Annotated in this window: 14 protein-coding genes; 9 read left to right on the top strand and 5 right to left on the bottom strand. The window is 73.4% G+C overall.

What is annotated here, in order from left to right; genetic code table 11:
• Positions 1–67 precede the first annotated feature (67 nt).
• The 7 genes from ACWGH1_RS29395 to ACWGH1_RS29365 all read left to right on the top strand — a co-directional run bounded on the left by ACWGH1_RS29395 (position 68) and on the right by ACWGH1_RS29365 (position 5,667).
• A complete protein-coding gene (locus tag ACWGH1_RS29395; protein WP_453355176.1) occupies positions 68–1,534 on the top strand; it encodes an aminotransferase class I/II-fold pyridoxal phosphate-dependent enzyme in 1,467 nt (488 codons plus the stop codon).
• Between the two features lie 48 nt (positions 1,535–1,582).
• Positions 1,583–2,377 (top strand): SDR family NAD(P)-dependent oxidoreductase, encoded by a 795-nt coding sequence (locus ACWGH1_RS29390; RefSeq protein WP_453355175.1) that lies wholly within the window; start codon positions 1,583–1,585, stop codon positions 2,375–2,377.
• A 219-nt stretch (positions 2,378–2,596) separates the two neighbouring features.
• Complete coding sequence (locus ACWGH1_RS29385) at positions 2,597–3,358, top strand: nucleotidyltransferase family protein (protein ID WP_453355174.1); 762 nt, start codon at positions 2,597–2,599, stop codon at positions 3,356–3,358.
• A gap of 13 nt (positions 3,359–3,371) precedes the next feature.
• The gene (locus ACWGH1_RS29380; RefSeq protein WP_453355173.1) at positions 3,372–3,635 is read left to right on the top strand and encodes a hypothetical protein; all 264 of its coding nucleotides are present in this window, start codon (positions 3,372–3,374) and stop codon (positions 3,633–3,635) included.
• Positions 3,632–4,372, top strand: a complete 741-nt coding sequence (locus ACWGH1_RS29375; RefSeq protein WP_453355172.1) for a metallophosphoesterase family protein — start codon at positions 3,632–3,634, stop codon at positions 4,370–4,372. Before ACWGH1_RS29380 ends, ACWGH1_RS29375 begins: the two co-directional genes overlap by 4 nt.
• 121 nt (positions 4,373–4,493) lie before the next feature.
• Entirely contained in the window at positions 4,494–4,793 is a 300-nt protein-coding gene (locus ACWGH1_RS29370; RefSeq protein WP_453409160.1) for a DUF6479 family protein, read from the top strand.
• Between the two features lie 34 nt (positions 4,794–4,827).
• Positions 4,828–5,667, top strand: coding sequence for an alpha/beta fold hydrolase (locus ACWGH1_RS29365; protein WP_453409159.1), 840 nt, complete (start codon positions 4,828–4,830; stop codon positions 5,665–5,667).
• On the opposite strand, the gene ACWGH1_RS29360 is transcribed toward ACWGH1_RS29365, so the two are convergent.
• Complete coding sequence (locus tag ACWGH1_RS29360) at positions 5,612–6,346, bottom strand: SOS response-associated peptidase (protein ID WP_453357504.1); 735 nt, start codon at positions 6,344–6,346, stop codon at positions 5,612–5,614. The two genes, ACWGH1_RS29365 and ACWGH1_RS29360, sit on opposite strands and share 56 nt — an antisense overlap.
• A 63-nt stretch (positions 6,347–6,409) precedes the next feature.
• Positions 6,410–6,931, bottom strand: a complete 522-nt coding sequence (locus ACWGH1_RS29355; RefSeq protein ID WP_453357505.1) for a SixA phosphatase family protein — start codon at positions 6,929–6,931, stop codon at positions 6,410–6,412.
• Between the two features lie 284 nt (positions 6,932–7,215).
• Here ACWGH1_RS29355 and ACWGH1_RS29350 point away from each other — a divergent pair, with 284 nt between their 5' ends.
• On the top strand, positions 7,216–7,671 hold the full coding sequence (locus ACWGH1_RS29350; protein WP_453357085.1) for an STAS domain-containing protein: 456 nt from the start codon (positions 7,216–7,218) through the stop codon (positions 7,669–7,671).
• Here ACWGH1_RS29350 and ACWGH1_RS29345 read toward each other — a convergent pair.
• The gene (locus ACWGH1_RS29345) at positions 7,650–8,579 is read right to left on the bottom strand and encodes a DUF72 domain-containing protein (RefSeq protein ID WP_453357084.1); all 930 of its coding nucleotides are present in this window, start codon (positions 8,577–8,579) and stop codon (positions 7,650–7,652) included. The two genes, ACWGH1_RS29350 and ACWGH1_RS29345, sit on opposite strands and share 22 nt — an antisense overlap.
• Positions 8,580–8,611: 32 nt before the next feature.
• Positions 8,612–9,556: a LysR family transcriptional regulator gene (locus ACWGH1_RS29340; RefSeq protein WP_453357083.1), complete on the bottom strand. Its 945-nt coding sequence runs from the start codon at positions 9,554–9,556 to the stop codon at positions 8,612–8,614.
• Positions 9,557–9,680: 124 nt separating this feature from the next.
• Here ACWGH1_RS29340 and ACWGH1_RS29335 point away from each other — a divergent pair, with 124 nt between their 5' ends.
• On the top strand, positions 9,681–10,712 hold the full coding sequence (locus ACWGH1_RS29335) for a YncE family protein (protein WP_453409158.1): 1,032 nt from the start codon (positions 9,681–9,683) through the stop codon (positions 10,710–10,712).
• A gap of 114 nt (positions 10,713–10,826) precedes the next feature.
• Here ACWGH1_RS29335 and ACWGH1_RS29330 read toward each other — a convergent pair whose 3' ends face one another.
• A complete protein-coding gene (locus ACWGH1_RS29330) occupies positions 10,827–13,223 on the bottom strand; it encodes an ATP-binding cassette domain-containing protein (protein WP_453354753.1) in 2,397 nt (798 codons plus the stop codon).
• Positions 13,224–13,233 lie beyond the last annotated feature (10 nt).

Below are 13,233 nucleotides of genomic sequence, written 5' to 3'. Positions count from 1 at the left end.
TCCCCCGTCCGGGTGGTCCGGACCCCGCTCGTCGTTTCGCGCCGTGACGGTCGGGCAGGCGCGGCGCATGGACCAGTCAGAAGCCCCCGTTCTCGACGCACTCGCGGCGTACCACGCCAGTGGCCAGACCCCCTTCACGCCCCCCGGGCACAAACAGGCGCGCGGCGCGGATCCACGGGTCCGCGCGGTGCTGGGGGACGCGGTGTTCCACTCCGACGTCCTCGCGACCAGCGGGCTCGACGACCGCACGTCCTCGCACGGGGTGCTGGAGCGGGCTCAGGAGCTCATGGCGGACGCCGTCGGGGCGGAGCACGCCTTCTTCTCCACCTGCGGCAGCTCGCTGTCGGTCAAGTCGGCCATGCTGTCGGTGGCCGGGCCGCACGAGGAACTGCTGGTGGGCCGGGACGCCCACAAGTCCGTGGTGTCCGGGCTCATCCTCTCCGGCATCCGGCCGGTGTGGGTGGAGCCGAGCTGGGACCCGGAACGCCACCTCGCCCATCCGCCGTCCGCGCAGGCGTTCGCCGACGCCTTCGCCGCGCATCCGGACGTCAAGGGCGCCCTGGTGACCGGTCCCACGCCGTACGGGACGTCCACCGACCTCGCTGCGATCGCGAGGATCTGCCACGAGCACGGAAAACCGCTGATCGTGGACGAGGCGTGGGGCGCGCACCTGCCGTTCCATCCCGACCTGCCGACCTGGGCGATGGACGCCGGTGCCGACGTGTGCGTCACCTCCGTGCACAAGATGGGATCAGGGCTGGAGCAGGGCTCCGTCTTCCACCTCCAGGGCGACCTCGTGAAGCCGGAGGTGCTGAAGAGCCGCGAGGACCTGCTGGGAACCACGAGTCCCTCGGTCCTGATCTACGCCGCCCTCGACGGCTGGCGCCGGCAGATGGTCGAGCACGGCCGGGCCCTCTACGACGACGCGCTGGCGCTGGCGGAGTCCGTCCGCAAGCGGATCGCGGAGATCGACGGCATGCACGTGCACGGCCGGGAGGACTTCTGCGGCCCTGGCCGGGCCTTCGACCTGGACCCCCTCCAGATCATCATCGACATCACCGGGCTCGGGACGACGGGGTACCGGGCGGCCGACTGGCTGCGCGAGCACCGGCAGATCAACCTGCACCTGTCCGACCACCGCCGCATCAGCGCCCAGCTGACGCACGCCGACGGGCCGGACACCGCCGACCGGCTGCTGGAGGCGTTGCGGGACCTGGCCGCGCACGCCGCCGAGCTGCGCCCGGCCCGCCGGGTGGAGGTCCCGGACCCGGCCGGGCTGCGGCTGGAGTCCGCCGCGCTGCCCCGCGACGCATTCTTCGGCCCGGCCGAGCAGGTCCCGCTGGACCGGGCCGTGGGCCGGATCGCGGCGGAGATGCTGACCCCGTACCCGCCCGGGATCCCCGTGGTGGTGCCCGGGGACCGGCTGACGGAAGAGGTCCTGCGGTACCTGCGCACCGGCGTCGAGGCGGGCATGGTCGTACCGGACGCCGCGGACAGCGAGGTCAAGAGCATCCGGGTGACCGCCCGGGACTGACGGGCGGGGCGGGGCGTACCGGCACGGGTGCCGGGTAGCCGCAGCGACATGGACACCAATCGCCCTCTTGCCGTCATCACCGGCGCTTCCAGCGGCATCGGCCTCGAACTCGCCCGAGTGTGCGCCGGACACGGATACGACCTGCTCGTGACCGCCGAGGACGGCGGCCTCGCCCTCGCGGCGGAGGAACTGCGCGAGCAGGGCACCGAGGTCACCGCCGTACGCGCCGACCTCGCCCTCTACGACGGGGTCGAGACCCTGTGCCGGGCGGTCTCCGGCCTCGGCCGTCCGGTCGCCGCACTCGCCCTCAACGCGGGGGTCGGACACGGCGGTGCCTTCCTGGACACCGACCTGTCGGACGACGCCCGCATCATCGACCTGAACATCACCGCCACCGTCCACCTGGCCAAACGGCTGTTGCCGGACATGGTCGGCCGTGGGGCCGGCCGGGTGCTCATCACCTCCTCGATCGCCTCGACGATGCCCGGGCCGTACCAGGCGGTGTACAACGCGTCGAAATCCTTCCTCCAGTCGTTCAGCCAGGCCCTGAGCGACGAACTGAGGGGCACCGGCGTCACCGTCACCTCCCTGATGCCCGGCGCCACCGCCACCGACTTCTTCCGCAGGGCCCACATGCTCGACACCCGCGTGGGGCGCGCGAAGAAGGACAACCCCGCGCTGGTCGCGGAGCAGGGGTTCCAGGCGATGACGGAGGGCCGGCAGAAGATCGTCGCGGGTTCGGTGAAGACCAAACTCCAGGGCGCCGTGGCGAACCGCGTCCTGCCCGACCGCGTCAAAGCCCTGATGCACCACCGCATGGCGGAGCCCGGGGGCGGCCGCTGACCGCGGCCCCCCGCACGGGCGGACGTATGAGGCGCCGCCGAGGGGGTAACCGCTCTTCACGAAAGCGCTCAAGGGAGTACAGGAGGTGTGGCCGTCGACGAGCCCGCGCGCCGCTGCCCCGGCTGGAATATCGTGCGCGGTGAGGACTGACTGCCGGCCTCCGCGGCCGCGGACACCCCCGCGGCCGCTCAGGAACGAGCCAGTGGACGAGTGATTGCAGTGAGCCGCTCCGCGAAGAACCGTGCTGCCCGGCCCGACGGTGACGTCGCCCGGCTGGCGGACCTGCGCGCCCCCGCGCCGACCGACGGGCCCCTGCCGCACGACCATACGCAAGCGATCCTGGAGACCACCAAACGGGTGGCGGCGCTGCTCAAGGCGTCGGGGCAGCCGTTCGCGCTGGCCGGCAGCGTGGCCGCGTTCGCGCACGGCCTGCCACCGCGCTTCCAGCACGACACGGACTTCTGCGTCATGCGCGAGGACGCCGAGGCCGTGATCAAGGCTCTGGAGGCGGGCGGCATCTCCATGCGCCGAGCGCCCGAGGACTGGCTGGTCAAGGGCCGGGCGGGCGGCGAGGAGATCGACCTGATCTTCGAGCTGGCCCGCCGTCCGGTGAGCAGGGAGCTGCTGGACCGCGCGGTGGTGCTGCCCGTGGACTCGGTGTGGATGCCGGTCCTCTCCCCCACCGACCTCATGGACAGCCGGCTGGCCGCGCTCTGCGAGCACTACTGCGACTTCGGCGACCTGCTGCCGATGGCCCGGATGCTGCGCGAGCAGATCGACTGGGACCGGATGTACCGGGACCACCGGGCCGCGCCCCTGGCGGACGCGTTCTTCTACTTGCTCGAACGGCTGCGGGTCATCGCGCCGAGGCGGGAGCGGGAGGCGGCCGGGCAGACGGCTCAGCAGGCGCGCGGGGCCGCGGCGGACGACTCCAACGGCACGAACGGCATGAAGGTCATGAGCGGAGCGAGGGCGCAGTGAGGGGACAACCCGGATGAACGGTATGAACACCGCCGAGCTGATCGAGTACCGCATCCAGCACCTGCGGGACCGGCTGGCCCGCGAGGACATCGCCGAGCTGGGCGTACGGATCGAGATGCACGGGGCCACCGCCCACCTGTCGGGCAGCGTCACCAGCGCCGACTGCCGGACGGAGGTGCTGCGCATCGCCGGGGAGGAGCTGGCGGGCGTGCCCTGGCACCAGGACCTGACGGTGAACTGCGCCGCACCGCCCGACCACTCGGAAGAGCTGTCATGATCCGCGTCGCGGCCGTCGGTGACATCCACCTCGGACCCGGCAGCGAGGGAACGCTGCGGCCGGCCTTCGAGACCGTCGGCAACCATGCCGACCTGCTGCTGCTCGCCGGGGACCTGACCCGGCACGGCACCGCCGAGGAAGCCCGCGTCGTCGCCCGGGAAGTGGCCGGACTGCCCGTCCCGGTCGCGGCGGTGCTGGGCAACCACGACTACCAGAGCGACCAGGAAGCCGCCGTCGCCGAGGAGCTCGCCCGGGTCGGGGTCCACGTCCTGGAAGGCGACGGCGTGGTCCTCGACATCGGCGGCACGAGAGTCGGCGTCGCCGGCACCAAGGGCTTCGGCGGCGGCTTCGCAGGGCGCTGCGCCAGCGACTTCGGCGAGCCCGAGATGAAGGCGTTCGTCCAGTACACCCGCCGCAGCGCCGACAGCCTTCGGGAGTCCCTCGACCGACTGCGGGGCGCCGACTGCGCCATCCGGATCGCCCTGACGCACTTCTCCCCCGTCGAGGACACCCTGGCGGGGGAACCGAGGGAGATCTACCCCTTCCTCGGCAGCTACCTGCTGGCCGAGGCCGTCGACGGGGCGGGCGCCGACCTCGCCGTCCACGGCCACGCCCACGCCGGCAAGGAGCACGGGATGACGGCCGGCGGGATCCGGGTGCGCAACGTCGCCATGCCGGTCATCGACCGTGCCTTCGCCGTCTACCACCTCTCCCCCAACGGGCGCGCCCCGCACTGAGGGCGCCGCCCGCGCCGTTTCGCCCTCCCCCTTGCGGGCAGCCGCGCGGTGGGAGAAGAGGACGTCCGCGCCGGAGCCGCCCGCGGCCCCGGGGCGGCGCCCGACGAAAGGAAACGGCTCCATGATGAATTCGGCCACCGCGCTCGCGATGAGCGCTTCGGGAACCGCCTTCGCCTCGGTGATCGGCGTGATCGTCGTCGTCCTGCTGATCGGGGCGGTGTGGTGGGGCATGAAACGGCGCGCAGCCGAGCCGGAGCCGCCCACGGCGGCCCAGCAGCCCCGCCGGCCCGCGGGCGCCGGGAGTCCCGAGGAACGCCGCGAGACCGAAGCCCGGACGTTCCCCTCGGACGGCAGCCGCCGCACGGCGCACGAGCTGAAGGGCTACGGCAACTTCGGCTCCCCCGAGGACGAGCGGTCCTGACCCGGGGCGGCTGCGACCCCCGCAGGGCCCGGCGATGAGCACGACCGGCCGCGAAGGCCGCTTCAAGTGCCGCGGGGCCGAACTGGCCTACGACGACCGCGGCGAAGGCCCGCTCGCCGTGTACGCGCACGGCGGCTTCGCCAGCCGGGCCGTCGAAGAACGGATGGGCCTGTTCGACTGGGCGCCGCTGCTGCGGGCGGGGCGGCGCCTCGTGCGGTACGACGCCCGCGGGCACGGGCGGTCCACCGGCGCGGCCGTGGCCGCCGACTACACCTACGAGAGCCTCGCCGAGGATCTGCTCGCCCTCCTCGGCCACCTGGACACCCCCGGCCCGGTCGACGCCATGGGCTCCTCGATGGGCTGCGCCACCGTGCTGCACGCCGCGGTCCGGGCACCGGGGCGGTTCCGCGCGCTGGTGCTGCTGATCCCGCCCACGGCGTGGACGACGCGACAGGAGTACGCCCGGTCCAACAGGGCGGCTGCCGAGACCGTCGAACGTGAGGGGGTGGACAGCTGGCTCGCCGGCCGGGCCGCGCGCCCGGGCCCGGCGGTGGTGGCCGGCGTACCGCGGTTCCCGCCCACGCCGCCGGCCCGGATCCTTCCCGCGGTCCTGCGCGGGCTCGCCCTGTCGGACCTGCCCGCCCCGGCCGCGCTCGGCGCACTGCGGCTGCCGGCCCTGATTCTCGCCTGGGACGGCGATCCCGGCCATCCGCTGTCGACGGCGCGGACCCTGGCCGGGTCGCTGCCCGGCGCGGAAGCGCACGTCGCCCGGACCCGGGCCGAGGTCGGTACGTGGGGGGAGCGCGCGGCCGCCTTCCTCACCGCGCGGGGGCGTCCTCCAGCAGGTGGGGACCGTTGTTGCGGACGCTGTTGACCTCGGTGGACACCGCGCGGACGGCGAGCCGGCCGCCTGCCGGGGTGTGCAGCAGGGCACGCAGGGCGTTCACGTCCTGATGGGCGGGGTCGAGCCAGGCCTGGTAGTCCGCCGGGTCGAGGGCGAGGGGCATCCGGGGGTGGATGCGGCCGGCCGCGTCCGCGGCCTCGGTGGTGATGACGGTGACCGTCGTCAGCCAGGCCGCCGGGTCGTCGTCGTCTGCGACGCCGCGGTCGCGCCAGAACTCGTAGAGCCCGGCCATGGCCATCACCGAGGTGTCCTCGGGGCGGATGAAGTAGGGCTGCTTGTAGGTCTTGCCGTCGTGGCCGGCCGGCTCGGTCTGCCACTCGTAGAAGCCGTCCGCGGGCAGCAGGCACCGCCGCTTGGCGAGCGCCCGGCGGAAGGCCGGCTTCTCGTGGACGGTCTCCACGCGGGCATTGATCATCCGGGCGCCGACGCCCGGGTCCTTGGCCCAGGAGGGGACCAGGCCCCAGCGCACGGCGCGCAGCCTGCGCTCGACGGCGTGGGTGTCCCGGTCCTTGCGTTCGACGACGGCCCAGACCGGGTCGGTGGGGGCGACGTTCCAGCTCGGGGCGAGGGTCTCGCGCGGATCCCAGCGGGCCTCGAAGAGGCCGGCCAGGTCGGCGGGGGCGCGGGTGGATGCGTAACGGCCACACATGCACCCACTGTGCCACCCGCGACGCGGTGACGGGCGGCCGCCGCGGCGGCCGGGGGGCTTCGGTCAGTCGTCGCCCGGTGCCCAGAAGGCAGCCAGTCGGGCCGCGCCCGGCGCGACGCCCTCCCAGCCGCCGTCCACGGTCAGCACGGCGACGGCGGAGGTGGGGAAGGCGTTCTGGAGGCGGTGCACCAGCTGCTTCGGGCCGCCGCCGCACAGGCTCTTGGCGACCTCGTGGACGGCGGGGTTGTGGCCCACCAGCACCAGGCCGGTCACCTCGGCCGAGGCCTCGGCCACGGCCGAGAGCAGATCGTGCGCCTCGGCTTCGTAGAGCCGGGCCTGGTAGAGGGTGGGAGGCGGCTCGCTCAGCCGGGGCAGCATCAGCTGCCAGGTCTGGCGGGCCCGCCGGGCGGAGGAACACAGGGCCAGGTCCACCGCGAAGCCGGACCGCTGCAGCCAGCTGCCCGCCCGGGGGGCGTCGTGGCAGCCCCGGTCGGCGAGCGCGCGTTCGAAGTCCTCCGTGACGTGCTTCGGTACCGCCTTGGCGTGCCGGACCAGCACGATCCGGCGCTCACCCTGTTCCGGCACGGTCCGTTCCTCCCGTCGTCCACGTCGGCCGCACGGGTCGGCCGCGTCGTCATCCGGGGGCTGAGCCGGCACGCGGGCGCGGTGGTTCGGAGAGGGGTGCGCGCCCGTGGCCGGGCCCGGCGGCCGGGAGGCCGCTCGCGCTACCAGCCGCCGGTTCCAGGATAGGCCGCACTGCCCGACCTCGCGGCGGCACACCCGGTCCCGACCCGCTTGCGCACGGTGGCGGAGGTGTTCTATGACAGGTACAGGCACTGCTACGAGGACCTCCCGGCAGGAGAACCGCCATGGACTCCTTCTTCGAGATCAGCGTCGAGCGCACGGGACCGGACGCCGTGCGGATCAGTCCTGTGGGCGAGATCGACCACACCGCGCAGGCGGACCTGGAGGCCGTGCTCGCGACCCTGCCCGGCGGAGCGGCGGTCGTCCTCGACATGAGCCGTGTCTCGTTCATGGACCTCACGGGCCTGCAGTTCCTCCTCGACCTGCGCCGCCTGGCCCGGGCCTCGGGCGCCCCGATCCTGATCGCGGGCTGGCAGCGCCAGCCCCGGCGCCTGCTCGACCTCGCCGCCGGACTCGGCGGCGAGCCCTCCGGCTCCGGCCGCCACCGCGCCGTCGCCGAACTGCGCGACAGCACCCGGGACCGGGCCGAACTGGAGCGCTTCCTCGGTTCGGCGCAGGCCCCGGCCGAGGCGGAGACGGCAACCGGCGTCGGCGCCGGTCAAGGGGGCGGGGCGCTCTGACCGCCCGGGCCCGGCGCGGGGTGACCCGCTGCGCCCGTCGCTGATCCACCCGTCCCCTCGTGGTGGTCCAGCAGGCTGCGCATGGTCTCGGCGGCGCGCACCGCGGCGTCACCGCAGCAGTTGTTGAACAAGACGTGCAGCTGGTCGACGCGGTCCGCGAGGGAGCGCAGGCGCGGCAGCCATTCGCCCAACTCGCCGTGGCTGTAGGCGTGGCGGAAGCGGTCCTCCTTGCCGCCGGTCCCCCAGGCGGTGCTGCGGCCGTGGAACCGGACCACCCCGAGCCCGTCGGACGTGACCGGTGTGACGGGCGGTATGGAGGTGGGCAGCGACCGGACCGTGTCCACGGCCACCGCGGTTGCGCCCAGGTCCCGCAACAGGGCGGCGGTACGGTCCCGCCGGTCCTCGCGCCACCAGTCGGGGTGGCGGAACTCCACGGCCATCGGCAGCCCGGGGGCCCGCGTCCTGGTGTGGTGCAGGACGGTCTCCGCCCGCGCGCCCGGCCGGAACCGGGGCGGGAACTGGAACAGTACGGCGCCCAGTCGGCCGGCCTCCCCGAGCGGCCGCAGCGCCGCGCGGAAACGGCGCCAGACCTCGTCGAGGAGTTCCGGATCGCGGGAGTCGTAGCCGCGGAGGTCGGCGGGCAGGGCGGCCGTGCGGGTCGGGTGCCCGGTGAGCAGGGAGAACGCCTTGACGTCGAACCGGAAGCCCGGCGGCGTGCGTTCGACCCAGAGCCTGCTGTTCCGCTCGCTGGGCAGCGCGTAGTAAGCGGAGTCCACCTCCACCACCGGGAACCGTTCGGCGTAGTGCCGCAATCGCCCCTCCGGATCGCGCCGTCCGGGCGGGTACCACCCGCTGCCGATGAGTGCCTTGTCCGTCCAGGAACACGTCCCGATCAACATCTCGCCCATGTAGGCCGTCCCTTCCGTCCATCACGGCCCGTCTACCCGGGAACGCCGCCGGCCCGCCAGCTTTCGCGGACCTGTTCGCGGAGCCAGCGGTGCGCGGGGTCGGCGTCGTTGCGCGGGTGCCAGGCCATGTCGAGCGTGACGGGCGGCAGTTCCAGCGGCACCTCGAACGTGCTGAGCCCGAGCAGTTCCTGATGGCCGGTCGGGCCGCCGGCCGGGGCGAGGCAGACCAGGTCGGTCTCCCGGCAGAGGTAGAGGGCGGTGCTCCAGCCCGGTACGACGGCCACCACCCGCCGGGTCAGCCCGAGTTCGGCCAGCCGCTCGTCGATCGGGCCGCGCACCCGGCCCTGGCGGGACACGCCGATGTGGTCGGCGGCGGCGAAGGCCCGGGCGCTGACCGTCTTGCGGCGGGCCAGGGGGTGTCCGGCGCGTACGGCGGCCAGCAGGCGGGTCCGGCCGAGGGACTCGATGCGGGTCTCCGGATCGGGGTGGCCAATGACGCCGATTTCGAGGTCGAGCCGGCCCTCGCGCAGGGCGGGTGTGCCTTCCAGGGCCTCCGGCATGAAACGCAGGGTGACCCCGGGCGCCCGGCGGGCGACGGCGCCCACGAGCCGCGGGGCGAGCCCGGCGAGGACCATCTCACCGGCCTGGACGGTGAATTCGCGGGACAGCCGGGCCGGGTCGGTGACCGGCTCGGGTACCAGCAGGGCGCTCGCCTGGTGGACGAGGGCGTGGACGCGCGGGCGCAGTTCGACGGCGCGTGGCGTGGGGACGAGCTGCCGGCCGGCGCGTACGAGCACGGGGTCGCGCAGAACCGTACGGATGCGTCCGAGCGTGCGGCTCATCGCGGGCGCGGACACGTGCAGCCGGGCGGCGGCCCCCGTGACGCTCTCCTCCTCCAAGAGCGCGTCCAGGGCGACCAGCAGGTTCAGGTCCAGCTGCCGGCCGAGTCCGTCCTGCACCGCGTCTTGGCCCGTCACTGTGTCTCCCCTCACTCCCCCGTCCGCACAACCCGCATGCGGCCAGCATCATTTCGCTGCACACAATGACACCTTGCCATAAGTGCACTGGAGTTAATCCGCACGCGGGTCCAGGCTCTGGTCCATGACACAGACCACGAACGACGTACTCGCCGTGGCGAGCCAGAGCGGCCCCACGGTCACCTTCTTCGACACGGTGGACTTCCGCAGGCTCGGCGTGCTGCAAGTCCCCAGCGAACCGCACGAGTTGTGCTTCGACCCGGTACGGCGGCGGCTGTACGCCACGATCACCTACCGGTCCGGCTACTACCACGCCAACGGCGGCCGGGCCCACGAACTCGTCGTGATCGATCCGGACCGGCGGCGGATCCTCGACGTCATCGACCTCGCACCGGAACGCGCGCCGCACGGCATCGCCCTGGACCCGTCGGGCGAGCTGCTGTGGGTGAGCGTCGAAGCGTACGGCGCCGAGGAGGGCGCCCTGGTGGCCCTCGACGCGGACTCGCTCAAACCGGTGCGCCGACTGCCCGTGGGGGCGCCCGGTCCGCACTGGTTCACGCTCACGCCGGACGGGAGCCGGGCGTACAGCGCCAACAAGGAGGCGCCGTTCCTCTCGGTCGTCGACATCGGTTCGGGAGCCCCGGCCGGCCGTATCGAGGTGCCGGGCAGCGAGGGCATCGCGGCGTCGCGCGACGGACGCTACGTGTACGCGGCCGCCCCCAAGGGCGACTTCCCGGTCACCGGCCCGGTGCCCGGCGCCGGGGTCCGGGTGATCGACACCGCCGACGGCGCCGTGGTGCGGACGCACCGCACCCAAGGCCTGGTCTTCCCGGTCCACGTCACCGCCACGGACCTGGTGCTGGCCGGGGAACTGCGCATGCGGGCGGGCGGGGCGGCGCCGGGCGAGCAGGCGCCCGGGCTCCTGCACGTGTACGGGAAGGACGGCGAGGAGCTCGGCAGCGTGCAGGTCGGCGCCTTCCCACTGACGATCACCTCGTCACCCGACGGCCGGTACGGCTACGTCGCGGCGGTCTCCTCCAGCACGGTGACGGTGGTCGACCTGTCCCGCATGGAGGCGGTGGCCACCCTGCACGTCGACCGCGCGGGCGAGCCGGGCGCCCACGGCCTCGCCTACGTCCCCGCCCGCACCGCCTGACGCCCGGCGGGTGACCTGGCGTCGGACGGGCCGGACGACCGCATGGGGATGACGGCGGCCGGACGACGGGGAGCCGGACGACGCCCCCGGAGGCCGCGGCCTCCGGGGCCCCGGTCAGGCGCCCACGTACGCCGCGAGGTGTTCGCCGGTGAGGGTGGAGCGGGCGGCGACGAGGTCGGCGGGGGTGCCCGCGAAGACGACCCGGCCGCCGTCGTGGCCCGCTCCGGGGCCGAGGTCGATGATCCAGTCGGCGTGCGCCATGACCGCCTGGTGGTGCTCCACGACGATGACCGACTTGCCGGAGTCCACGAGCCGGTCGAGCAGGCCGAGCAACTGCTCGACGTCGGCGAGGTGCAGTCCCGCGGTCGGCTCGTCGAGGACGTAGACGCCGCCCCGGTCCGCCATGTGCGTGGCCAGCTTGAGCCGCTGCCGCTCGCCGCCGGAGAGCGTGGTGAGCGGCTGGCCGATGGTCAGGTAGCCGAGCCCGACGTCGGCGAGCCGTTCGAGGATGCGGTGGGCGGCCGGGGTGCGCGCCTCGCCCGCGCCGAAGAACGCCTCGGCCTCGGTCACCGGCATCGCGAGGACCTCGCTGATGTCGCGGCCGCCGAGGCGGTACTCCAGTACCGACGCCTGGAACCGCTTGCCCTCGCACTCCTCGCAGGTGGTGGCGACGCCCGCCATCATCGCCAGGTCGGTGTAGACGACCCCGGCGCCGTTGCAGGTGGGGCAGGCACCTTCGGAATTGGAGCTGAACAGGGCCGGCTTCACCCCGTTGGCCTTGGCGAACGCCTTGCGGATCGGGTCGAGCAAGCCGGTGTACGTGGCCGGGTTGCTCCGTCGCGAGCCGCGGATCGGTCCCTGGTCGACCGACACCACACCCGCGTCGGCGGCCCCCCGGCTCTTGACGAGCGATCCGTGCACGAGCGAGCTCTTGCCGGAGCCGGCGACTCCGGTGACGACGGCCAGCACCCCGAGCGGGATGTCGACGTCGACGCCCTGGAGGTTGTGCGTCGTCGCGCCGCGGATCTCCAGCGTGCCGGTGGGCGTCCGCGGCTTCTCCTTGAGGGCGGCCCGGTCGTCGAAGTGGCGGCCGGTGATGGTGCCGCCGCCCCTCAGCCCCTCGACGGTGCCCTCGAAGCAGACGGTGCCGCCGGCCGTTCCGGCCCCGGGGCCGAGGTCGACCACGTGGTCGGCGATCGCGATCGTCTCCGGCTTGTGCTCCACCACGAGCACGGTGTTGCCCTTGTCCCGCAGCCGCAGCAGCAGGTCGTTCATCCGCCGGATGTCGTGCGGGTGCAGGCCGGTGGTGGGCTCGTCGAACACGTAGGTCACGTCGGTCAGCGAGGAGCCGAGGTGGCGGATCATCTTGACGCGCTGTGCCTCGCCGCCCGACAGCGTGCCCGAGGGGCGGTCGAGCGAGAGGTAGCCGAGGCCGATCTCCCCGAACGAGTCGAGGGTCTGCCGCAGCGCGGCGAGCAGCGGGGCCACCGAGGGCTCGTCGAGGCCGCGGACCCAGTCGGCGAGGTCGCTGATCTGCATCGCACAGGCGTCGGCGATGCTGATCCCCTTGATCTTCGACGAGCGGGCGCCCTCGCTGAGGCGGGTGCCCGCGCACTCGGGGCAAGTGGTGAAGGTGACCGCGCGGTCCACGAACTCCCGGATGTGCGGCTGCATCGCCTCCCGGTCCTTGGAGAGCATCGACTTCTGGACCCGGGGGATGAGTCCCTCGTAGGTCATGTTGATGCCCGCGATCTTCATCCGGGTCGGCTCGTGGTGCAGGAAGTCGTGCAGTTCCCGCTTGGTGTACTTGCGGATCGGCTTGTCCGGGTCGAGGAAGCCCGACTCCTTGTACAGCCGCATGTTCCAGCCGTCCGTACCGTAGCCGGGGATGGTGACCGCGCCCTCGGAGAGCGACTTGGAGTCGTCGTAGAGCTGGGTGAGGTCGAGGTCGGAGACCGAGCCGCGGCCTTCGCAGCGCGGGCACATGCCGCCGGTGCGGCTGAAGACCGCCTTCACCGCCTTCTTGGCCCCGCGCTCGACGGTGATGGCACCGCTCGCCCGGACGGAGGGGACGTTGAAGGCATAGGCGCCGGGCGGCCCGATGTGGGGCGCCCCGAGGCGGCTGAAGAGGATGCGGAGCATCGCGTTGGCGTCGGTGGCGGTACCGACCGTGGAGCGCGGGTCACCGCCCATCCGCTGCTGGTCGACGGTGATCACGGTCGTCAGCCCGTCGAGTACGTCGACCTCGGGCCGCGCCAGCGTCGGCATGAAGCCCTGGACGAACGCGCTGTACGTCTCGTTGATCAGCCGCTGCGACTCGGCCGCGATCGTGCTGAACACCAGGGAGCTCTTGCCGGAGCCGGAGACGCCGGTGAACACCGTCAGCCGGCGCTTGGGGATCTCGATGCTGACGTCCTTGAGGTTGTTCTCGCGCGCACCGTGCACGCGGATCACGTCGTGGCTGTCGGCAACGTGCGACGCGGGCGACCGCGTGTCCGTCCTCGTGGCCATGCTTCCCGTT

This window comes from Streptomyces sp. NPDC054883, from assembly GCF_053610645.1.
The sequence above is the reverse complement of the archived record's forward strand: the minus strand, read 5'-3'. Positions and strand labels throughout refer to the sequence as shown.